A 21,821-nucleotide genomic window follows, 5' to 3' on the forward strand; every position below is an offset into this window, starting at 1 on the left:
GCCCATCAGATGATGGCAGCCAGTGCGCGCCAGGTGTAGGCCAAAGCTACTGCCGTCACCAGCAGCACGCTGAGCGCGCCAGCGGCACCGGTGTCATCGACCTCGGCCGGGTTCAGGCGGCTGCGGGCGATTTCGCGGTGGATCATGAACACGGGCAGGGCGGCACTGAAGGCGATCAGCAGGGAGGCTGGCAAGTACCAGAAGTAGCCGCCCATCTTCAGGCGGCGGCCTTCGGTCAGCATCCAGCGCCACACCACGGCGAACACGAACATGATGTCCACCGTGATGAAGCGGCTGGCCGCATTGACCAACGTATCCTGCCAGAAGTGCACATTGCCTTGCACGATACCCAGCGACAGGTAGGGCTTGAGTTGGGCGGCCGTGCCGGTCAGAGCGGCCACGGCGATCAGGCCGTAGAAAACGCACAGGGCGGTCTGTTTGCTGTTCATGTGTCGGACCCTTGCGTGGATTCTGTGTGGATGGGGGTGTCAGCGTTGCCGGGGCCGCCGCGCAGTTGCGATGGCGTCTTGCCTGTGGCGCGTTTGAAAGCGCGCGTGAAGGCGGCGGCATCGGCAAAGCCTGCTGCGTGAGCAATTTGCGCGATGGTCTTGTCGGTCTCCAGCAGCAAGACCTCGGCGTATTCGATGCCAACTTCCGTGCGCAGTTGCGGCAAGGTGGTGCCTTCGTCTTTCAGGCGGCGGCTCAAGGTGCGGGGTGACATGGCCAGCGCTTCAGCCAGGGCATCGGCGTCCAGCAACTGCTTCTGGCGCACGGCGGTCTGCAGGCGGCGCTTGACCTCGCGCGATGTGGGTTTCGTGTCCTGGCGAGCCTGGCTTTGCTGCTCCAGCGTGGCTTTCATCAGCAGGTGCGAGGCGCGGCTGGGGGCCATCAGCGGGATGTTCAGATCCTGCCTGGGCACCACGAACTTGTTCTGCCTGGCATTGAACACGAACTTCACGCCGAAGGCGGCTTCGTACTCGGCCGGATCGCCCATGGGGCTGTGCATCAGGTAGACCGTGCCACCGGAGATGGGCCGGGTCAGGAAGGGCATGATCTTCAGCGGTGCCAGCACCACGGTTTCCGTGAAGAAGTCGTTGACGGGGCCGAAGTCGTACTTGCGCTCGATGATGACGTGCGCCTCATCGCCCACATCCTGGCGCCGCATCTCGAACGCAGGCATCACCAGTGACGAATACTTGAGCGCCCCTTGCAAGGCCTCACCCAGGTTGGCCGACGTGATGGCCAGCATGCCCACCGGGCCATGTGTGGTCACCGGGAAGTGGGCCATGAAGGTGACCAGCGGCGGCGGACCGGGCGGGCACTGGGCCAGGAAGTGCGCCAGTGCACGCTGCATCTGCAGGCCATTGATGGTCTGCCAGGGCATGAAGGGCCGGGGCAGCTCGATGCCGCAATAGCGGTACAGCTCCTCCACGTCCTGATGCAGGTCGCGGGCGAGCGCTTCCCCGATCTCCATGTACTGGATGGGGAAGGTCAGGCTCTTGAGTATGCGGTCTGAACTCACCATGGGCCGATGCGTGTTTATCGGGCCAGTTTACTGTGCGTGGCTTCGCTGAACAGGGCGTACACGAAAGCGCCCATCAGCAGCATCCATTCGCCATAGCTGGCCATGCGGAAGACGTGGCCCTCCTGCACGAACTGCGGGTCGATGGGCTGCGCGCCAATCAGCGGCAGGGCCCAGTAGAAGCTGGGTGTGGCCACCAGGCAGGCGATCACGAACACGCCCCATTCCTTGACCCAGACATGGCGCTTTGTGACCAGTGCAAAGGCCAGCAGGGCGGACAACAGCAGCGTCACGCTGCCGCCAAACAGGTAGATGGCACCGCCAGCGAGGGTGGCAAAGCTGGGCAGACCCATCTGCACGCCCCATTGCACCAACACCGCGCCCACAGCACCGCCTGCGGCGGCCAGTGCCCAGCCGCTGAGGCCCATGTAGCGGGCCGGTGAGGCCTTGGCCACAAAGGCCGTCCACATCAGATGCGCACCAGCGATCAGGCCCAGCAAGGTGGCGATCGTGAACAGTTGGCGTGTGGCGGCTTGCGCCACGATCACCTGGTCTTCCAGCTGGATGACGCCAGCAGGGATCCATTGCGCGGCGTGTTCGATGTGTTGCAGGCCAGGCTGCAACAGGTAGTGTTGAACGGTGGTGGCGCCGGCAGCCAGGAGCACCAGCGGGCTCAGCATGGCCAGCAGGCGGCCCGCGCTGGCGTACAGGCCAAAGGGCTGCGCCACCTTCTGTGCGGAGGCGGCCGAGCGGTCAGCCTGCAGCCAGCGGTTGATCGTGAACAGGCCGTAGCCGATCATCACCGTCAGCGGCACCAGCACGCCGGTGACAGCGTAGTTGCCTTCCAGCTGGCGCATGTCCTGCGGGCCGAACATGCCGAAGGCCAGCCAGCCGTAGCGCTGGATGGGTGCGGTCAGCAGCAGGCCGAAGTTCAGGCACATGAAGGCCTGGTGCTGGGCAATGCGCTTTTGCAGCATCGAGTAGATCGCCATCCACAAGGTCACCGTCACGCCAATGGCCAGCGCCCACAGGCCCACGTAAAAGGTGAGGTGGTCATAGATGTCCACCACGGCTGTGCGCGACAGGTAGATCATCGCGGCGATCATGGCCGATTGCGCAGCCAGGATGTAGAGCCCACCGAAGGCACGGTGCCACAGCGGGAAGCGGCGGCGGAAAGCCGGCCAGAACTGCAGGGCACCGAAGAGCATGCAGACCCCACCCAGCGCGTTGTGGATGGACAAGGTGATGCCGTTGAATTTGGGCATCAGCGCGTAGTGGATGGCCGGCTCGCTCAGACCGTCCTTGCCAAAGCTGTATTGGGGTGAGCTGTGCTTGCGCAGGAAGTCAAAGCCGATGCCACTGTGTTCGGCCGCTGATCCGCTGCTGTCGCCTGCTTCGGCGGCGCGCTGCATCTCGATGCGCTTGGCCGCCACCTCGGCGTTGCCGGCGCCCTTGTAGTTCACGATGCCCGTGTCGATGGCCACGACGCCATACAGCAGCATGGCCAGCGCCAGCACGACGGCGATGGCGCGCACCAGCCAGGCGCCCTTCATGGCGGGGGTGGAGATGGGGGTATCGGCGGCAAGGCTCATGGTGGTCCTGTCGAGGTGCGGGCGGATGATGGCGTGATGCTAAGGATGGCGACTTGACCTTATCGGCCAATGGTGTGCTCGAATGGCCATGCTTTTGCCTGCTCAGGTCGCCGGTGTCAGCGAATATTCAGCCCGGTCTGCCTGCCGCCATTGGCGGCCGCAGGCAGACCAGTCTGGGTTAACGGGCGCGACGGCGGCGAGCCGCCAGGCCCAGGCCAGCCAAGCCCAGGCCCATCAGCGCGTAGGTGGATGGCTCAGGAACCGCGGGCGTGACCTTGAGGCTGACGGTCGACACGATGGTGCCGAAGTCGGTCACTGTCTTCAGCGAGGTGATGCCGTTGGCAGTCAGGCCCATGGCTGTGGCGAACAAGTCGAATGCTGCCGGGTTGATGGTCAGGCCAGAGCGGGTGTTGGTGAGGGACATCACGCCGCCGCCAGCAGATGCGAGTGACAGGTCCAGCGCGGTAGGACCGGTGACGGTGGCGATGTCCCACAGCCAGACATTGTTCCGTGTGCCCACGCCGTTGGCGCCGACCAGGTCCGCGTAGACCTTCCTGGCGGTCAGGTCGACGCTCAGGTTGAGAATCTTCAGCGAGCCACCGGTGGTGGAGATGTTGGTCGTCAGGGCGCTTTGCAGCGAACCACCCGCTGTGCCCGCGCCAGTCACCGTCAGGGTCGTGCCGGTGAGGTCGGCGCTCAGCGAGGTGACAGGTGCCGCGGCCGAGGCCGACGAGATCGACACCACCTTGGTGGCCGCATTGGTCTTGTAGGTCACGGTGGTGGTGGCGGGCGCCACGCCAGCGACTTGCACCTTGCCCGCGTTCAATGCCCCGATCAAGGTGCTGGAGAACGTCAGCGTGTCCGTGCCTATCAGGTCTGACAGGGTGTAGCCGGACTCCGTCACGGTGCCATTGGCAAGCAGGGAGACACTGTTGGCGTTCGCCACGCCGGCTGCGACGAAGGCAGCCGTGGCCACCAGGGTTTTCATTGCAAATTTCATATGGGTTACTGCTTCTTCAGACAATGCTGTCTATTTGGTTGAATCTGCTCGTGCCGCCGCAAGTGGGTTTGAGGTTCTGCCCCCAGGCGGACCCTGCGGCCGATCCGTCGGGTGGGCTCATTCTGGATTTGGGGGCTTGACCTTATCGGTCAATGGTGTGCTCGATTCGCCATGTTGCGGGGGCCCTGACGAGGGCACGGTGGCCTCCCTCCGGGTGCCCTGGCGAAGCTGTGTGGGGGTGCGGCCCGTGCCGCGCCTGAAGGCTCGCGTAAAGGCGGCCGCATCCTGAAATCCTGATGCGTTGGCAATCTGCAGGATGCTCTTGCTCGTCTCCAGCAGCAGTACTTCGGCGTAGGCGATGCTGGCTTCGGTGCGCAACTGAGGCAGGGTCGTGCCCTCTTGTTGCAGGCGTCGGCTCAGTGTTCGGGCTGAGATCGCCAGTGCTTGGGCGATCTTGGCCAGGTCGATCAACAGGTTTTCGCGCACGGCCTTGTCCAGCAGGCGCCGTACTTCCTGGGTTACGGGGCGGCTTTGTGGGCGCAGTTGCTGTTGCTGCTCCAGTGTGGCCTTCATCAGCATGTGAGAGGTGCGGCTGGGCGCCAGCAAGGGGATGCTCAGGTCTTCGCGTGCCAGCACGATCTTGTCTTGCTGGCTGTTGAAGAGGAAGCGGGCGTTGAAGGCCTGTTCGTAGTCGGCGACCGGGCCCAGGGGGGCGTGCCTGAAGTGCACTTCCGGCAGATGTGTCGGCAGCCGGCTCAGAAAGGGGCCGATCTGCAGGAAGGCCGCCACGACGGTCTCGGTGAAAAAGTCATTGACCTCGCCAAAGTCGTGCTGGCGTTCAAAGACCATGTGCACCTGATCGTGTACGTCATGGCGGCGCATGGCGTAGGCAGGCATCACCAGAGACGAATAGTCCAGCGCGCCCTGCAGGGCTTCACCCATGTTGCGGGCGGTGATCGCCAGCACGCCAATGGGGCCGTGCGTGGTGACGGCGCAGTGCGCCATGTAGCTCACCAGGGGCGGCACCCCGGCTGTGTGGGTTTGCAGAAATCTGGCCATCGCCCGCTGCATTTGCTTGCCGTTGATGGTCTGCCAGGGCAGGGCCACCCTCGGGTAGGTGACGCCGCAAAATTGATAGAACTCGGCCACGTCCAGTCCTTTTTCCCGCACGATGGATTCACCCGCGTCCAGATAGCTGGCAGGGAAGGACAGGCTCTGAAGGATGCGGTCCGGGTCGGGCATGGCGGCGGTGGTGGCTTGATGAGTGGCCTCAGCTTAGGCAGGTGTAGCGTGCCTGAACGGTCAATCATGTGCCTCAGGCGCCAGGCTGGTGTCGTGTGCATGTTGACGCGTTCGGCACGGCATTGGCGTTTCAGGCATGGTCAGCGCTGCTGAAATACGGGCTGGTTTCTTCAGACAGATCAATTTCCCAGGAGTTGGCCATGGCCCGTGAGCAAGTGATCGCCGGTGTGCCTGTGTTCATCGAAGGCGAGGGCCCCGAGACCATCCTCATGCTGCATGGTTGGCCCGACACCCATCGACTGTGGGATCGGCAGGTGGCGTTTTTCAGCGCGCACCACCGCTGTGTGACCATGACCCTGCCGGGCTTTGACAAGGTGGGCCTGGACGGTGGTTTCTCGCTGGATCATGTCGTGGCCGTGATCGCGAAGGTGGTGGAGACCGTCAGCCCGCATCAGAAGGTCACGCTGATGCTGCACGACTGGGGTTGTGCCTTCGGTTACCAGTTCGCCATGCTGCACCCCGAGCGCGTGGCCCGCATCGTGGCCATTGATGTGGGGGATGCCAACTCGCCGGCTTTTCAGCAGTCTTTGTCCATCGTGGCCAAAGGCATGGTCTTCACCTACCAGATCACGCTGGCCTTGGCCTGGTACGTCGGGGGCGCGATTGGCAACGGGATCACGCGCGGCATGGCCCGGGCATTGCAGGCCAAGGCTGATCCGCGCCACGTGCACGCGGGCATGAACTACCCCTATGCCATGCGCTGGATGAAAGCGTTTGGAGGCTTCGACGCCATGCGCCAGATCGAGCCAGAGTGCCCATTCTTCTACGCCTATGGGCGCAAGAAGCCCTTCATGTTCCATTCGCCGCAGTGGGTGAAGCGCCTGGCTGGCCGCGAAGGCAACGAGGTGCGCGGCTTCAACAGCGGCCACTGGGTGATGGTGGACTGCGCCGATGAATTCAATGCTTCCGTGGCGGACTGGTTGTCTGCTTCTTCGACTCAAAAGGTGATGTATGGCTGAGGTATTCCGAGTGGAAGTGGTGCGCGACATGGCGGCCACGCGAGAGCAGGTGTTCAAGCTGATCAGCGATCACCGTGCGTATGCGCGTTACCCCGGCGTGAAAGCGGCCAGGCTGATCAGTCCAGGCCAGCGCGAGGCTGATGGCCAGGGCGCGGTGCGGGCCTTGTCCGTTGACGGTGGGGTGACCTTTGTGGAAGCGATCACCCGCTTCGAGCCCGGCAAGCGCATGGACTATCTGATCCTCAACAAGTGGCTGCCCATGCGGCACAAGGGTGCGGTAATCACGCTGGAGGCGCAGGGCCGCATGACGCGCGTGCGCTGGGTCAGCACATTCGAGGTGCCGGTGCCGCTGATCGGTGGCCTGATCGGCCGCAAGATGGTGGCGCAGTTCACGCAAGGCTTCTCGGGCATGCTGGCAGCCATGGCGGCTCAGCTTGACAAGCAGGTGCAGGCCGCATGAGCCCGCGGCAACACATCAAGGTGGTGGCCGGCCTGCTCGCCGCGTCCATCGCCATCGAGGTCAACCTGCTGGCGGGCATCGAGCTGGTGAGTGATGCGGTCTACCACGGGCTGCATGTCGCGTTGATGGCCGCGGTGGTGATCTCGCAGTTCGCCTTGTATCTGTCGAACAAGGGCACATCACCTCACGCGGGCTATGCCTTGTGGATGGCGCTGGGCATGGCGTCCACAGCGGCGGGCGATTACGTCAACGGCGCCATGAGCGGGGTGGAGCCGGTGTCGCTCAAACTGACCTGGGCGATGTTGCTGTTCGGCGTGGGTTACGTCATCTACGTGCTGATGCTGTGGCGGCACGACCGAGAAATGGCAGCTGCCGGGCAGGGCGCTTCAGGCCCTTGGCGCTATGCCCTGGCCTTGCCTGTGGCGGCGCTCAATCTGTTGGCGTGGTTGAAGCACGTGGAGCCCGGCGTGCAGGCTCACCCGCTGTTGTGCAACGGCTCGCTCGTGTTCAACATGACGATCTATGTGGCCATGCCCGTGCTGGCCATGCGCTTTTTCATCAACAGCCAGTGGCACATCGGCGGCCTGATGGTGCTGATCGGCGGGGTCCTGATCCCCTACTCGGATCTGATCCTGTTTGGATCGTGGTTGCACAGTGGCGTGGACCCGGCCGTGCCCAGCTTCCAGCTGTATGCCTACAACTGGATCGTGTACTTTGGCGGGCAGGCCTTGATGGCGCTGTTCTCGGCGCTGGTGATTCAGTCCGATTCGCGGGCCGGGGCGCGGTAAGCAGAGGCGGCATCAAGCCGCCTCTTCGCATCACATCAGCCCTCGAGCTTCTTCTTGAGCAGCTCGTTGACGGTGGCCGGGTTGGCCTTGCCCTTGGTAGCCTTCATGGCCTGACCTACCAAGGCGTTGAAGGCCTTTTCCTTGCCGGCACGGAACTCTTCGACCGACTTGGCATTGGCTGCCAGGATGTCGTCGAGGATCTTTTCCAGCTCGCCGGTGTCGCTCATCTGCTTGAGGCCCTTGGCTTCGATAATCGCATCAACCTCCCCTTCACCATTCCATAGCCCATCGAAGACCTGTTTGGCAGCGCTATTGCTGATTGTTCCATCTCCGATTCGATTTACCAGGATTCCAAGCTGGCAGGGCAATACGGGGCACTCTATTGCCCCCGCTAGTTCAAATTGCCTCAAATACTCAGCGGGGGTAATACCAATCGCAGTTCGAAGACCCTCTGGCACGGAGGTGGTGTCCCGGTCTTGTTCGAGCGAATCAGCCGCCTCTAGCAAGGCATGAACCGTACGGTTTGATAGGAAGTCAATCTTTTGTTCGAGGTTTTCGAGCGAATTCTTTGTGCGTCGAAAGACTTCACCCATTACCCAGTTGCTCGCGGTCTTGTAGTGGCTAGTCCATTTAACTACGTTCTCAAAGTACATGGCCTTGGATCGCGATTGAATAAGCGTGGCGCAGTCATAAGCCGGCAGGCCGTAGTCGCTCTCGAAGCGCGCGGCCATCACGCGAGGCAGCTCGGGCATCTCGCTGCGCACGCGCTCCACCCACTCCGGCGAGATCACCAGCGGGGGCAGATCAGGGTCGGGGAAGTAGCGGTAGTCGTGTGCGTCTTCCTTGGTGCGCATCGCGCGTGTCTCGCCCGTATCGGGGTTGAACAGCACGGTGGCCTGCTGGATGGCGCGGCCGTCTTCGATCTCGTCGATCTGCCAGTTGATCTCGTAGTCAGCCGCCTGCACGATGTGCTTGAAGCTGTTGAGGTTCTTGATCTCGCGGCGGGTGCCCAAAGGCGCACCGGGACGGCGCACCGAGATGTTCACGTCGCAGCGGAAGGAGCCTTCCTGCATGTTGCCGTCGCAGATGCCCAGCCACACCACCAGGGTGTGCAGGGCCTTGGCGTATTCGGCGGCTTCGACGCTGGCATGCATGTCGGGCTCGGTCACGATCTCGATCAGCGGCGTGCCGGCGCGGTTGAGGTCGATGCCCGACGACTTCTCGCCGTTGAAGCCGATGAAGTCGTCGTGCAGCGATTTGCCGGCGTCTTCTTCCAGGTGGGCGCGCACCAGGCGCACGGTGTGTTCCTTGTCGCCCACGAAGAAGCTGACCGAACCACCTTGCACCACGGGGATCTCGTACTGGCTGATCTGATAGCCCTTGGGCAGGTCAGGGTAGAAGTAGTTCTTGCGCGCGAAGATCGAGCGCGGGGCGATGTGCGAACCCACCGACAAGCCGAAGGCAATGGCGCGTTCAACGGCCCCCTTGTTCATCACTGGCAGGGAGCCGGGCAGGGCCAGGTCCACCGGGCAGGATTGGGTATTGGGCTCGGCGCCGAATTGCGTCGAGGCGCCAGAGAAGATCTTGGATTGCGTTGACAGCTGGACGTGTGTTTCCAGGCCAATGACGACTTCGTAGCCGCGGATCAACAGAGAGCTCATGGGCGTCAGGCGGGGTGTCGCGTAGGTTGATGGTTCAAGGGCCGGTAGGTGGTGGCGAAGTCTTGTCGCCAGCGCGCTACCAGGGCCCGGTTGTCGTGTTGCCAGGGGTGGAAGCTGGGCTTGAGGAAGGCAAACCAGTGCGGCATGGTGTGCCACAGGATGCCGTCGCGGCCCAGCCAGAAGCGCAGTGCGCTGCCCCAGGTCTTGCGTTGGAGGAACTGGCCATCCTTGCTCAGCATCAGCGCGCTTTGCACGAAGGCGTAGTACATGAACTCCAGCGAGATCAGCAGGTACATGGCCACACGGCGCACATAACCGCCACCTACGGCGTGGTAGGTGTCGAGCGCCACGGCCTTGTGTTCGGACTCTTCAGCCGCATGCCACATCCAGATCTTGCGCATGGTGGGCTCCATGCCTTCAGTCCAGCTGGGGTAGCGCAGCAGGCCATCACCGAGGATGGCCGTGAAGTGCTCGTAAGCCACCGTGATCGCCAGCTTGGTGCGCGGGTCAAAGAACGCGGTGTGCTTGATCACGCGGGCCAGCGTGCGCTCGACCCAGGCGCTGTAGCCCTTGGATACGAGGTGGTCGTTGTACTGCTGATGCAGATGGCGATGCGTGGCCTCTTGCCCGATGAAGAGCTTGATCTCATCAAACAGTTCCGTCTTGCCTTGCGCGGCCACATCCTTGGCGAAATGGCGCACGCTGTCGATGAAGAACTGCTCGCCCACCGGGAACATGAACGACAGGCCGTTCAGCAGTTGCGAACGGTAGGCATCGTTGTTGTTCCAGTAGATCGGAAAGCCCTGACTGATGTCCACATCGAGGTGGCGCACGGTCATGCCGTCCGTGTGGATGGGCGAAGCAGGGGTGTTCATGACAGGCTCGCTGGTGTGCGCTGGTGCCAGTCGGTGGCTTGCTGGAAGGCGTGCGCCGTGTGCAGCAAACCGGCTTCCTGCCAGTAGTTGCCGATCAGCTGCAGCCCTACTGGCAAGCCGTGTTCACCAAAGCCACAAGGCACGCTCATGCCTGGCAAGCCAGCCAGCGAAGCAGGCAGCGTGAAGATGTCGGCCAGGTACTCGGCCACCGGGTCGGTTTGTGAACCAATGGGGCGGGCTACGCTGGGTGAGACGGGGCCGGCGATCACGTCGCACACCTTGAAGGCAGCCTGGAAGTCATCGGCGATCATGCGCCTCAACTTCTGGGCCTGCAAGTAATAGGCATCGTAATAACCATGCGACAGCACATAGGTGCCGATCATGATGCGGCGCTTGACCTCGGCACCGAAACCTTCGGCGCGGGTCTTGCGGTACATGTCGTTGAGATCACCGTACTTGGCTGCACGGTGGCCGAACTTGACGCCATCGAAGCGGCTCAGGTTGGACGAGGCCTCGGCTGGCGCGATGATGTAGTACACGGGGATGGACAGCTCGGTACGCGGCAGGCTGATGTCCACCAGTGTGGCGCCCATGGCTTCCAGTTGCGACAGCGCGGCGCGTGTGGCGGCCAGCACATCGGCGCTCACGCCTTCACCGAAGAACTCCTTGGGTACACCCACGCGCAGGCCTTTGAGTGGCTGAGCCGTGGTGGCATCGGCTCGTGGCGTGTTGATCACGGCCATGAAGTCGGGCACGGGCTCTTGCGCACTGGTGGCATCGCGCTCGTCAAAACCGCTCATGGCCTGCAGCAGCAGGGCACAGTCTTCGGCGGTGCGGGCCATGGGGCCGGCCTGGTCCAGTGAGGAGGCAAAGGCGATCATGCCGTAGCGCGAGCAGCGGCCGTATGTGGGCTTGATGCCGGTGATGCCGGTGAGTGCAGCCGGTTGGCGGATCGAGCCGCCGGTGTCGGTGCCAGTGGCGCCGGCCACGAGGCGTGCGGACACGGCCACAGCCGATGCACCGGACGAGCCACCCGGGATGCGGGTCGTGTCCCACGGGTTGCGGGCCACACCGTAGGCGGAGTTCTCGTTGGCGCCGCCCATGGCGAACTCGTCGCAGTTGAGCTTGCCCACGTTCACCACGCCCGCAGCCTTGAGTTGCGCCACGACGGTCGCGTCGAATGGCGACTGGTAGCCCTTGAGCATCTTGGATGCAGCCGTGGTGGGCAGGCCCTGCGTGACGAAGATGTCCTTGTGCGCGATGGGCACGCCATCAAGCGGGCCCAGGGCCTGGCCGGCCACACGACGCGCATCGGATGCGGCGGCAGCAGCCAGCGCGCCAGCGGTATCCACATGCAGGAAGGCGCCCAGCTCGGTGTGCGCGGCAATGCGGTCCAGCACATGCTGGGTCAGGGCCACGCTGGTGGTCTGGCCAGACGCCAGTTGCTGGCTCTGCTCGGCCAGTGTCAGGTCATGCAATGCGGTCGTCATTCGATCACCTTGGGCACGAGGAACAGGCCGCCATCCTGAGCGGGGGCGTTGGCCATGTTGGCCTCGCGGTTGTTGGGCTCGGTGACCGCGTCTTCACGCAGGCGCAGGGTCACGTCCTCGATGGCGGACAGGGGGGTGTACAGGGGCTCGACACCGGAGGTATCGACCGCACGCATTTTTTCGACGATGTCGAAGAATTCATTCAATTGCGTCAGCATCGCACCTTGCTCGTCGCCGCTGAGTTCCAGGCGGGCGAGTTGGGCAATGCGGCTGACGTCTGCAGGGGTCAGGGCCATGGCTTCATCCAGGGGTAACAGAGTGGGGCTCGGCGCCGGAAAGGGCGAGGCCTTGGGGTATTATCCTAGGTTATCCACAAGTCACGTTTGTACCGATTGGGCTCAAACGTGGTGCGGAGAGTTTTTTTAACGCGTAGCCGCGCCGTTCAGCGGGCTGCGCGCCTTGTTTCAGGGCCTTTTGCCCGCCAGCGTCCCGCCTCGCACCAGCCTGCCCCCGTTAGCCCGGGAGAGCCGGTTTTCGAGTTTGCGCACATTTTTGTGTCAGGGCGGCAGCAGCGGAAAAGGTCCGGAGCTGGAGCGTCGTCGCATGTATTCAATGTTTCGCAAGTATTTTTCTACCGACCTGGCCATCGACCTGGGCACCGCCAACACGCTGATTTATGTGCGTGACAAGGGCATCGTGCTGGACGAGCCCTCTGTGGTGTCGATCCGCCACGAAGGTGGCCCCAACGGCAAGAAAACCATCCAGGCCGTGGGCGCCGAGGCCAAGGCCATGCTGGGCAAGGTGCCCGGCAACATCGAGGCCATCCGCCCGATGAAGGACGGCGTGATCGCCGACTTCACCGTCACCGAGCAGATGCTCAAGCAGTTCATCAAGATGGTGCACCCGCGCTCGGTCTTGAAGCCCTCGCCCCGCATCATCATCTGCGTGCCCTGCGGTTCGACCCAGGTCGAGCGCCGCGCCATCCGCGAATCCGCGCTGGGCGCCGGTGCCTCCGAGGTCTACCTGATCGAAGAACCCATGGCCGCGGCCATCGGTGCCGGCCTGCCGGTGTCCGAGGCGTCCGGCTCCATGGTGGTCGACATCGGCGGCGGCACGACCGAAGTCGGCGTGATCTCGCTGGGCGGCATGGTCTACAAGGGCTCTGTCCGCGTGGGCGGCGACAAGTTCGACGAATCCATCATCAACTACATCCGCCGCAACTACGGCATGTTGATCGGTGAGCCCACGGCTGAAGCCATCAAGAAGGAAATCGGTTCGGCCTTCCCCGGCTCCGAGGTCAAGGAGATGGAAGTCAAGGGCCGCAACCTGTCCGAAGGCGTGCCACGCAGCTTCACCATCTCGTCCAACGAGATCCTGGAAGCCCTGACCGATCCGCTCAACCAGATCGTGTCGGCCGTCAAGAACGCGCTGGAGCAGACACCGCCCGAACTGGGCGCCGACATCGCCGAGCGCGGCATGATGCTGACCGGCGGCGGCGCGCTGCTGCGCGATCTGGACCGCCTGCTGGCCGAAGAAACCGGCCTGCCGGTGCTGGTGGCCGAAGACCCGCTGACCTGCGTGGTGCGCGGTTGCGGCATGGCCCTGGAGCGCATGGAGCGCCTGGGCAGCATTTTCACATCAGAATAAACCACCCTTGTCGTGACCACAGGCGCCCCTCAAGATGGCGCCTGTCGTGTTTTGGGAGCTGACACGCCGCCATGCCGTTGGCCACGCTGGACCGAACGCCACCGCCCTTCTTCAAGCAAGGGCCGTCGGCGTTCACACGTCTGATGTTTTTCTCGGCGCTGGCGGTCTTCCTCATGGTGGCCGACGCGCGCTGGAAAATGACCCAGCCCCTGCGCGCCGTGGTGGCCACCGCCCTGCAGCCTTTGCAGGAGGTGTTGATGGCGCCCGCACGCTGGTGGGACACGGCCGGGCATTACTTTTCCGGGCTGGATGCCGCCAAGCAGTCGCAACTGGCGGCGCAGCGCCTGGTGGCCCAGCAATCCGAACGTGTGATGCGGGCCGATCAGCTGGAGCGAGAAAACGCCCGCCTGCGTGGTTTGCTGGCATTGCGCCCGCGCATCGAGGTGGCCAGCATGGCGGCCGAGATCCTGTATGACGCGCCGGACCCTTTCACCCGCAAGGTCGTGATTGACCAGGGCAGCGCCAATCGCGTGGCGCTGGGTGCCCCCGTGATCGATGAGGCGGGCGTGCTGGGGCAGGTCACGCGCGTGTATCCACTGACTTCCGAAGTGACCCTGGTGACGGACAAGGATGCAGCCGTGCCCGTGGTCAATGTGCGGACACAACAACGCGGCGTGGCCTACGGGACACCACAGGCGCACGGCATGGAGTTGCGCTTCATGGCCGGCAATGCCGATGTGCAGGTGGGCGATGTGCTGCAGACATCCGGTCTGGATGGCGTGTATCCGGCGGGCTTGCCTGTGGCCAAGGTGCTGCAGGTTGATCGCCGTGCCGACTCGGCCTTTGCCCGTATCACACTGACCCCTACCGCCAACCCCGACAGCACGCGCCATGTGTTGCTGCTGGAGCCCACGGCCAGCAAGATGCCTGAACGGCCGGCCGATGCGGCGGCCTCGGCCTCTGCCGTGGATGCGTCAGGCCGACACGGCAAGGGCCATCATGGCCCCGCCAAAGCGGCCGCTTCAGGAGTCAAGCCATGATGCCCCGTGGCAGCGAACTGCTGTTGCCCGTCAACCCCTTCTTCATCTGGCTGTCGCTGTTCCTGGCCTTGAGTCTGGACATGCTGCCCTGGGGCCGGGTGGCCGGCGTGCCTGACTTCCTGGCCGTGGCGCTGGTGTTCTGGAACGTGCATCAGCCTCGCCGCGTGGGCGTGGGTTCGGCTTTTGTTCTGGGCTTGATCATGGATGTGCACCAGGGTGCTCTGTTGGGGCAACACGCGCTGGCCTACACCCTGCTGAGCTTCTTTGCCATCACCGTGCACCGCCGCCTGCTGTGGTTTACCGTCGCTTCGCAAGCGGTGCAGATCGTGCCGCTGTTTGTGGCCGCGCATGCTGTGTCCCTGCTGGTGCGCATGTTGGCCGGGGCCAGCTTCCCAGGGTGGGGGCTGGTGGTGGCGCCGCTGCTGGAGTCGCTGATGTGGCCGCTGGCGTCCTTCGTGCTGCTGGCGCCGCAACGCCGCGCACCAGACCGCGACAAGAACCGGCCGCTGTGAGTCGGACCGCATCCGGGTGCCCCGCATGACCGAACTCAAGAACCTCGAGCAGGAGCTCAGCCGTTTTCGGGCCCGTTTGTGGGCAGCGGCTGGCTTCGTGCTGTTCTGCTTTGGTTTGCTGGTGTTTCGCCTGTACGTGCTGCAGGTCGTGCGCCACGATGACCTCGCCACACAGGCCGAGAACAACCGCATTGCCGTGGTGCCCATCGTGCCCAACCGGGGCCTGATCGTGGACCGCCACGGTGTGGTGCTGGCCAACAACTACTCGGCCTACACGCTGGAGATCACGCCCTCCAAGGTTGACAATGTCGAGGCTACGATCGAAGCGCTGTCGCACATCGTCGATATCCAGGCCCGTGATCGCCGCCGCTTCAAGCGACTGCGCGAAGAATCCAAGAGCTTCGAGTCCATTCCCATCCGCACGCGACTGACGGATGAGGAAGTGGCGCGCTTCACGGCCCAGCGTTTCCGTTTCCCGGGCGTTGACATCCAGGCGCGCCTGTTCCGCCACTATCCCTATGGCGAGCTGGCCAGCCACGTGCTGGGCTACATCGGCCGCATCAACCAGAAAGAGGCTGATGCGATGGACGAGTGGCCCGATGAGGAGCTGGCCAACTACCGCGGCACCGAATACATCGGCAAGCTGGGCATCGAGCAAAGCTACGAGCGTGAGCTGCACGGCATCACCGGCTTTGAAGAGGTCGAGACCAGTGCCGGTGGCCGAGCGGTGCGCCGCCTGCGTTCCAACCCGGCCACGCCCGGCAACACCGTTCACCTGTCCATCGACATCAAGCTGCAGGCCCTGATCGAGCGTCTGTTCGGCGCTCGCCGAGGCGCCCTGGTGGCGATTGATCCGCGCAACGGCGAGGTGCTGGCCTTTGTGTCCAAGCCCACGTTTGATCCCAATCTGTTCGTGGATGGCATCGACAGCGAGAACTGGAAGGAGCTCAACGAGTCGCCGGACAAACCGCTGCTCAATCGCGCGCTGCGGGGCACGTATCCGCCCGGATCGACCTACAAGCCCTTCATGGCGCTGGCGGCCCTGAACTCGGGCAAGCGCAGCCCCAGCACCATCATCATGGACAACGGCGTCTTCATGTTCGGTGGGCACAAGTTCCGCAGCCCGGAGAACGAACTGGGTGGGGCCATGGACATGCGGCGCGCCATCGTGAAGTCCAGCAATGTGTACTTCTATTCGCTGGCCAATGAACTGGGCGTGGACCTGATTCACGATCAGATGTCCCCGCTGGGCTTTGGCCGCCTGACCGGCATCGACCTCAAGGGCGAGTTGACCGGCATCCTGCCGTCCACCGAATGGAAACGCAACGCCTACAAGCGTGCCGAGCAGCGCCGCTGGTATGCGGGCGAAACCATCTCGCTGGGTATTGGCCAGGGCTACAACAACTTCACCATGCTGCAGATGGCCACCGCCATGTCGACCGTCGCCAGCGACGGCAAGCGCTTCCAGCCGCGTGTCGTGCGTGAAATCGAGAATGTCGTGACGCGCGAGCGGCGGGTCAGCTCCAGCCAGGCCATTGCGCCTCTGGTCTACAAGTCGGAGCACACCGCCTTTATCCGTGAAGCCATGTTCGGGGTGACGCAGGAGGGCACATCGACGCGTGTGTTCATGGGGGCCGGCTACCAGAGCGGGGGCAAGACCGGAACCGCCCAAGCTGTCGGCTTGCGCCAGAACGAGAAGTACGTGGCCTCCAAGGTGGACGAGTTCAAGCGGGACCATTCCCTGTACGAAGCCTTTGCGCCGGTCGCCAACCCGCGCGTCGCCCTGGCCGTGATTGTGGAGAACGCGGGCTTTGGCGCAGAGGCGGCTGCCCCTATCGCCCGTCGCGTTCTGGATTACCTGCTGATGGACCAGTACCCCAGTGAAGAAGACATTGCCGCCGTGCAACTGGGCAAGGCCGCCAGCCCGATCGGTGTGTCACGCAAGGCTTCTGCCATGCCTTTGCCACGTGGCCTGGATGCCTTCGGCGCCGATGTGCCGACGGCACCCGATGGTGTGGCGCCGGTGGCTTCAGCCGCGTCGGCCGTTTCGGAGACCTCTGCCGCAATGTCTGCTGCCTCTGGCCCCGTTGCCTCAGCTTCTTCGGCTTCAGCTCCCAGGCCGCCATCGGCACCCGCACCCGCCTCACACAACGCCGTTGGTGTGCCTGCGCTGGCTCCGGCATCCCGTCCGCAGACCAACGCGGTCAGCCCCGCCGCATCGAAGGAGCAGCCATGAGTGTGGCCTTTGACAAACCCTCCTGGTGGCAGCGCATCAAGCCCGTGTTCCAGGGCTTCGACCTGCCCCTGATCTGCATCGTGGTCTTCATGTGCGGCCTGGGCTTGGTCAATATGTACTCGGTGGGCTTTGACAATGGCTCACGCTTCTTCGACCAGTCCCGCAACATGATGCTGGCCGGGCTCGTGCTGTTCCTGGTGGCGCAAGTGCCGCCGCAACGATTGATGGCGATGGCCGTGCCGCTGTACACGGTGGGCGTGATCCTGCTGCTGGCAACGGCCTTGTTCGGCATCACCAAAAAGGGTGCCACGCGCTGGCTCAACGTGGGCATGGTCATCCAGCCCTCCGAGATTCTGAAGATTGCGATGCCCTTGATGCTGGCCTGGTGGTTTCAGCGGCGTGAAGGGCAGTTGCGGGGGCCGGATTTTGCGGCAGCGGGTGCCTTGGTATTGCTGCCAACGGCGCTCATCCTCAAACAGCCGGATCTCGGTACCGCGATGCTGGTGATGTCCTCGGGCTTGTATGTGATCTTTTTTGCGGGCCTGAACTGGCGCTTGATCGTGCCCGTGCTGGTGGCTGCCCTGCTGGGCATCACCCTGATCGTGTCCTACCAGTCGCAGTTGTGCCAGCCTGGGGTGAAGTGGGTCGGGCTGCACGACTACCAGAAGAACCGCGTCTGCACACTGCTGGACCCCACCACCGATCCGCTGGGCAAGGGCTTTCACATCATCCAGGGCATGATCGCGATCGGCGCGGGCGGAGTGACGGGCAAAGGCTTCATGCAAGGCACGCAGACCCATCTGGAGTTCATTCCCGAGCGCACCACCGACTTTGCTTTCGCGGCTTACGCCGAGGAGCATGGCCTGGCCGGCGGGGTGGCGCTGATGTTGGGTTTCCTGGCGCTGATCTTTCGGGGGCTGTACATCGCGGCGCTGGCGCCGACCCTGTTCTCGCGCTTGCTGGCCGGTGCGATCTCCTTGAGCTTTTTCACCTACGCCTTCGTCAACATGGGCATGGTCAGTGGCATCCTGCCCGTCGTGGGGGTGCCTTTGCCCTTCATCAGCTACGGGGGCACAGCCATGGTCACCCTGGGCCTGGGGCTGGGCATGTTGATGTCGATTGCCAAGAGCCGGGGGCTCATGCAGCGTTGAGCCTGCGCAAGCGGGGGGATGCCCGGCAGCGCTAACATTCACCTTATGGACGCCACTTCCCGCACCCCTTCTTCGGCCATCCGTCACGACGGCATGGATCGCCTGATCATGTCCTTCGACACGGCCTTGCGCACGGTGTTCGCCGAGCACACGGCGGCACGCCCTTGCCCTCAGGCGGTCGCAGCCGGAACCGAGTTGAGCGCAGAAGAAAAACGCCTGTCAGCGGCACTGATGCGAGTGAACCACGTGGGCGAGGTCTGTGCGCAGGCCCTGTATGCCTCGCAAGCCTGGGGCACGAACAACCCGGTGCTCAAGGCTCAGTTCGATGAGGCGGCGCGCGAGGAAACCGATCACCTGGCCTGGACGGAGCAGCGCCTCAAGGAACTGGGCAGCCGCACCAGCTTGCTGAACCCGCTGTGGTACGCGGGCGCATTCGGCATCGGTCTGCTGGCCGCCAAGGCCGGCGACAAGATCAGCCTGGGTTTTGTGGTCGAGACCGAGCGCCAGGTGGAGCACCACCTCAACAGTCACATGGACCGCCTGCCCGCAGGGGATCAGGCGTCCAAGGCCATCGTGGCTCAGATGCGCGACGACGAAGTGGCGCATGCCAATGCGGCCTTGCGGGCTGGTGGCGTCGAGTTGCCGGCGCCCGTGCGGGGCTTGATGCGTTTGGCCGCCAAGGTCATGACGACGGCGGCGCACCACATCTGATCTGGCCTGTATCAGGCAGCAAGGATCTCGAAACTGGTCGTGATCTCGGCGGTTTTGCCGATCATGATCGAGGCCGAGCAGTACTTCTCGTGCGACATCTGGATGGCGCGGGCCACGGCCGTGTCCGTCAGGTTTACGCCGGTCACCACGAAGTGCATGTTGATCTTGGTGAAGACCTTGGGATCGGTCTCGGCGCGGTCGGCCGTCAGCTTGACCTGGCAGCCTCGCACGTCATGGCGGCCACGCTTGAGAATCAGGACCACGTCGTAGGCGGTGCAGCCGCCCGTGCCCGCGAGCACCGTTTCCATGGGCCGGGGGGCCAGATTGCGGCCACCACCCTCAGGCGCGCCGTCCATGTTGATGATGTGGCCGCTGCCGGTTTCGGCCATGAAGGCCATGCCGGAGGCCGGCTGCCAGTTGATCGTGCATTCCATGTGATGTGTCCTTGCGCGCCAGGAAAGGAAGCTGGCGAAATGGGCTCGTATTGGGCTCGCATTGTGCCTCGGGCGAACCCTTGCGTAAAAACATCACGACAGATACAATTTGTTTCAGCCGTGTGGAACTTTTCGAAGTTTGAGGCGTCCTACACGTGCTTGTTTCGTTTGTCTCCTCCACTCATCCTTTGGTGGGATATTCAAAACCCGAGATCACCGTCTCGGGTTTTTTTTGTCCAAAAGTTGGCGGATGCACTGTGTGTGAGTGCTTACTATCTAGTTTTGCCCTCTGGATGCAGCCTTGGATGCCGCTGCCTTGGCGGCCATCTCTTCGCGCAGGCGCTTGAGTTTTTCGCGCGGATCCTCTTTCGGTCCGGCGCCTTCACTCAGTTTCATCTCCGCGATGAAGCGGCTGGGCATCGCCTGGATATACTCGCGGCCCTTCTTGCGGCGCTTGAGCACGCTGACACCCAGCGTCAGCCGGGCGCGGGTGATGCCCACATACATCAGGCGGCGTTCTTCTTCCACCTGCATCGGCGTGATCTCGCCCTCTTCACGCGAGAAGGGCAGCGAGCCTTCGTTGACGCCGGCCAGCACCACGTGCGGCCATTCCAGCCCCTTGGAGGCGTGCAGTGTCGACAGGGTCACCATCTTCTGATCGCTTTCGCGCTCGGCCAGGCTGGTGATCAGCGAGATCAGTTGCGCGATCTCGATCACGCTCTTCTTTTCGGCCTCATGGCTCATGCCGCCATCGTTTTCGATCTGGCCGCCGCAGCGCTTGGCCACCCAGTCGATGAAGTCCATCACATTGGTCCAGCGTGCGGCTGCGACCTTTTCGTTTTCTTCGTTGTCGTAGAGGTGCTGCTCGTAGCCGATGTCCTTGAGCCAGTCCAGCAGCATCACCTTCGCGTCTTCGCTGCCGAAGGTGTGGCGGGCGCGGTATTCGAAGTCGTTCACGTAGCGGCCGAACTCGTGCAGGCTGCCCACCGCCTTGGCGCTCAGGCTGGCTGAGAGCGAATCGGCAAACAGGGCTTCGAACAGGCTGACCTTCCACTTGCCTGCGAACTCGCCCAGGGCGCCCAGCGTCTGGTGGCCGATGCCGCGCTTGGGCGTGGTCACGGCGCGCAGGAAGGCCGGGTCGTCGTCGTTGTTGAGCAGCAGGCGCAGCCAGGCGCACAGATCGCGGATCTCGGTGCGGTCAAAGAAGCTTTGGCCACCCGATACCTTGTAGGGGATGTTGGCTTTGCGCAGGGCCTGCTCGAACGGGCGCGCCTGGTGGTTGGCCCGGTACAGGATGGCGAAGTTGTTCCAGTCGGTCTTGCTTGGGTCACCGGGGTGGCGCTCCAGCAGGTTCATGCGCAGCATCATGAAGTGCGAGACGGTGCGCTCGGCCTCGTGCTCTTCGTTGTCGCACTCCATGAGCTTGACCGGGTCACCTTCGCCCAGGTCCGACCACAGCGTCTTTTGAAAGAGCTTGGGGTTGCTCTCGATGACGTTGTTGGCCGCCCGCAGGATCGCGCTGGTGGAGCGGTAGTTCTGCTCCAGTGGGATCACCTTGAGGTTGGGAAAGTCCTGCGGCAGGCGCTTGAGGTTGTCCAGCGTGGCGCCGCGCCAGCCATAGATGGACTGGTCGTCGTCGCCCACGGCGGTGAAGATGCCTTGTTGCCCGACCAGCAACTTGAGCAGTTCGTACTGTGTGGCGTTGGTGTCCTGGTATTCGTCCACCAGCACATGGCGCAGCTGGCGTTGCCATTTCAGGCGCACATGCTCGTGCTCGGCCAGCAACTTGAGTGGCAGGCTGATGAGGTCGTCGAAGTCCACCGCCTGGTAGGCCAGCAGGCGTTCTTCGTACAGCTTCATGATGCGCACGGCGATCTGCTCTTCGTCCGTTTTGACGTGCGACAGGGCCTGGGCGCTGTTGAGCCCCATGTTCTTCCACAGGCTGATCGTCCATTGCCAACTGCGGGCTAATTTGGCGTCGGTGGTGGCGCCGGCATCGCGCAGGATGCTGGTGACGTCGTCGGAGTCCAGGATGGAGAACTGTGGCTTGAGGCCCAGCTCGGCGCCGTCTTCACGCAGCAGGCGCACGCCCAGCGAGTGGAAAGTACACACCAGCAGCTTGCTGGCCGCCTTGGCGCCGATCAGGGCCTTGACCCGGTCGCGCATTTCTGCCGCGGCCTTGTTCGTGAAGGTGATGGCGCCAATTTGCGACGGGGCGAGGTCGGCGCCGTCGCCGGGTTGCAGCAGGCGCGCGATCTTGTGCGTGATCACCCGGGTCTTGCCCGACCCGGCGCCGGCCAGTACGAGGCAGGGGCTGTGGAGATGCTGCACGGCGGCCATCTGGGCCGGGTTCATCATGGGCGGGGCGGCGTTGGCAGCGTGGGACGACATCGGGCGCGCAGGCAGGGCAGAAACGGAACAAATCGAGCAAGGGGGCAAGC

At 63.5% G+C, this 21,821-nt stretch carries 20 protein-coding genes; 9 read left to right on the forward strand and 11 right to left on the reverse strand.

Going from position 1 to position 21,821, the window contains the following annotated elements; all coding sequences use genetic code 11:
- Positions 1-5: 5 nt before the first annotated feature.
- From HY836_RS04180 to HY836_RS04200, 5 genes are all read right to left on the reverse strand, one after another.
- The gene (locus tag HY836_RS04180; protein ID WP_290673867.1) at positions 6-449 is read right to left on the reverse strand and encodes a DUF2834 domain-containing protein; all 444 of its coding nucleotides are present in this window, start codon (positions 447-449) and stop codon (positions 6-8) included.
- Entirely contained in the window at positions 446-1,525 is a 1,080-nt protein-coding gene (locus HY836_RS04185; RefSeq protein WP_290673869.1) for an AraC family transcriptional regulator ligand-binding domain-containing protein, read from the reverse strand. Before HY836_RS04185 ends, HY836_RS04180 begins: the two co-directional genes overlap by 4 nt.
- Before the next feature lie 14 nt (positions 1,526-1,539).
- A complete protein-coding gene (locus HY836_RS04190) occupies positions 1,540-3,114 on the reverse strand; it encodes a DUF2306 domain-containing protein (protein ID WP_290673871.1) in 1,575 nt (524 codons plus the stop codon).
- Positions 3,115-3,292: 178 nt separating this feature from the next.
- The gene (locus HY836_RS04195) at positions 3,293-4,114 is read right to left on the reverse strand and encodes a PEP-CTERM sorting domain-containing protein (RefSeq protein WP_290673873.1); all 822 of its coding nucleotides are present in this window, start codon (positions 4,112-4,114) and stop codon (positions 3,293-3,295) included.
- A gap of 117 nt (positions 4,115-4,231) precedes the next feature.
- Positions 4,232-5,356 (reverse strand): AraC family transcriptional regulator, encoded by a 1,125-nt coding sequence (locus HY836_RS04200; RefSeq protein WP_290673875.1) that lies wholly within the window; start codon positions 5,354-5,356, stop codon positions 4,232-4,234.
- A gap of 200 nt (positions 5,357-5,556) precedes the next feature.
- Between HY836_RS04200 and HY836_RS04205 the strand changes: the two genes are divergently transcribed.
- From HY836_RS04205 to HY836_RS04215, 3 genes are read left to right on the forward strand one after another with little or no spacing between them, the layout of a single operon-like run.
- Positions 5,557-6,375, forward strand: coding sequence for an alpha/beta hydrolase (locus HY836_RS04205; RefSeq protein WP_290673877.1), 819 nt, complete (start codon positions 5,557-5,559; stop codon positions 6,373-6,375).
- Positions 6,368-6,835 (forward strand): SRPBCC family protein, encoded by a 468-nt coding sequence (locus tag HY836_RS04210; protein WP_290673880.1) that lies wholly within the window; start codon positions 6,368-6,370, stop codon positions 6,833-6,835. The genes HY836_RS04205 and HY836_RS04210 overlap by 8 nt, the downstream gene beginning before the upstream one ends.
- The gene (locus HY836_RS04215; RefSeq protein ID WP_290673882.1) at positions 6,832-7,623 is read left to right on the forward strand and encodes a hypothetical protein; all 792 of its coding nucleotides are present in this window, start codon (positions 6,832-6,834) and stop codon (positions 7,621-7,623) included. The genes HY836_RS04210 and HY836_RS04215 overlap by 4 nt, the downstream gene beginning before the upstream one ends.
- A gap of 35 nt (positions 7,624-7,658) precedes the next feature.
- On the opposite strand, the gene gatB is transcribed toward HY836_RS04215, so the two are convergent.
- From gatB to gatC, 4 genes are read right to left on the reverse strand one after another with little or no spacing between them, the layout of a single operon-like run.
- On the reverse strand, positions 7,659-9,284 hold the full coding sequence (gene gatB / locus HY836_RS04220) for an Asp-tRNA(Asn)/Glu-tRNA(Gln) amidotransferase subunit GatB (protein WP_290673884.1): 1,626 nt from the start codon (positions 9,282-9,284) through the stop codon (positions 7,659-7,661).
- Between the two features lie 5 nt (positions 9,285-9,289).
- Positions 9,290-10,159 (reverse strand): metal-dependent hydrolase, encoded by an 870-nt coding sequence (locus HY836_RS04225; RefSeq protein WP_290673886.1) that lies wholly within the window; start codon positions 10,157-10,159, stop codon positions 9,290-9,292.
- Positions 10,156-11,649, reverse strand: coding sequence for an Asp-tRNA(Asn)/Glu-tRNA(Gln) amidotransferase subunit GatA (gene gatA / locus HY836_RS04230; RefSeq protein WP_290673888.1), 1,494 nt, complete (start codon positions 11,647-11,649; stop codon positions 10,156-10,158). The genes HY836_RS04225 and gatA overlap by 4 nt, the downstream gene beginning before the upstream one ends.
- Positions 11,646-11,945 carry an Asp-tRNA(Asn)/Glu-tRNA(Gln) amidotransferase subunit GatC gene (gene gatC / locus HY836_RS04235; RefSeq protein ID WP_290645291.1) on the reverse strand — a complete coding sequence of 100 codons (300 nt, stop codon included), beginning with the start codon at positions 11,943-11,945 and terminating at the stop codon, positions 11,646-11,648. The genes gatA and gatC overlap by 4 nt, the downstream gene beginning before the upstream one ends.
- Before the next feature lie 307 nt (positions 11,946-12,252).
- Here gatC and HY836_RS04240 point away from each other — a divergent pair, with 307 nt between their 5' ends.
- The 6 genes from HY836_RS04240 (at position 12,253) to coq7 (ending at position 18,946) form a co-directional block, all read left to right on the forward strand.
- The gene (locus HY836_RS04240) at positions 12,253-13,296 is read left to right on the forward strand and encodes a rod shape-determining protein (protein ID WP_290673891.1); all 1,044 of its coding nucleotides are present in this window, start codon (positions 12,253-12,255) and stop codon (positions 13,294-13,296) included.
- A gap of 71 nt (positions 13,297-13,367) precedes the next feature.
- The gene (gene mreC, locus HY836_RS04245) at positions 13,368-14,336 is read left to right on the forward strand and encodes a rod shape-determining protein MreC (RefSeq protein ID WP_290673893.1); all 969 of its coding nucleotides are present in this window, start codon (positions 13,368-13,370) and stop codon (positions 14,334-14,336) included.
- Positions 14,333-14,848 (forward strand): rod shape-determining protein MreD, encoded by a 516-nt coding sequence (gene mreD, locus HY836_RS04250; protein ID WP_290673895.1) that lies wholly within the window; start codon positions 14,333-14,335, stop codon positions 14,846-14,848. Before mreC ends, mreD begins: the two co-directional genes overlap by 4 nt.
- A 25-nt stretch (positions 14,849-14,873) precedes the next feature.
- Complete coding sequence (gene mrdA / locus HY836_RS04255) at positions 14,874-17,084, forward strand: penicillin-binding protein 2 (RefSeq protein WP_290673897.1); 2,211 nt, start codon at positions 14,874-14,876, stop codon at positions 17,082-17,084.
- Positions 17,081-18,235: a rod shape-determining protein RodA gene (gene rodA / locus HY836_RS04260; protein ID WP_290673899.1), complete on the forward strand. Its 1,155-nt coding sequence runs from the start codon at positions 17,081-17,083 to the stop codon at positions 18,233-18,235. Before mrdA ends, rodA begins: the two co-directional genes overlap by 4 nt.
- Positions 18,236-18,280: 45 nt before the next feature.
- Complete coding sequence (coq7, locus tag HY836_RS04265) at positions 18,281-18,946, forward strand: 2-polyprenyl-3-methyl-6-methoxy-1,4-benzoquinone monooxygenase (protein WP_290673901.1); 666 nt, start codon at positions 18,281-18,283, stop codon at positions 18,944-18,946.
- 11 nt (positions 18,947-18,957) lie between these two features.
- Here coq7 and HY836_RS04270 read toward each other — a convergent pair whose 3' ends face one another.
- The gene (locus HY836_RS04270; RefSeq protein WP_290673903.1) at positions 18,958-19,380 is read right to left on the reverse strand and encodes an OsmC family protein; all 423 of its coding nucleotides are present in this window, start codon (positions 19,378-19,380) and stop codon (positions 18,958-18,960) included.
- Between the two features lie 276 nt (positions 19,381-19,656).
- Positions 19,657-21,771, reverse strand: coding sequence for an ATP-dependent helicase (locus tag HY836_RS04275; RefSeq protein WP_290673905.1), 2,115 nt, complete (start codon positions 21,769-21,771; stop codon positions 19,657-19,659).
- Positions 21,772-21,821: the final 50 nt, after the last annotated feature.

This window comes from Aquabacterium sp. (assembly GCF_016234775.1).
GTDB lineage: Bacteria > Pseudomonadota > Gammaproteobacteria > Burkholderiales > Burkholderiaceae_C > Aquabacterium.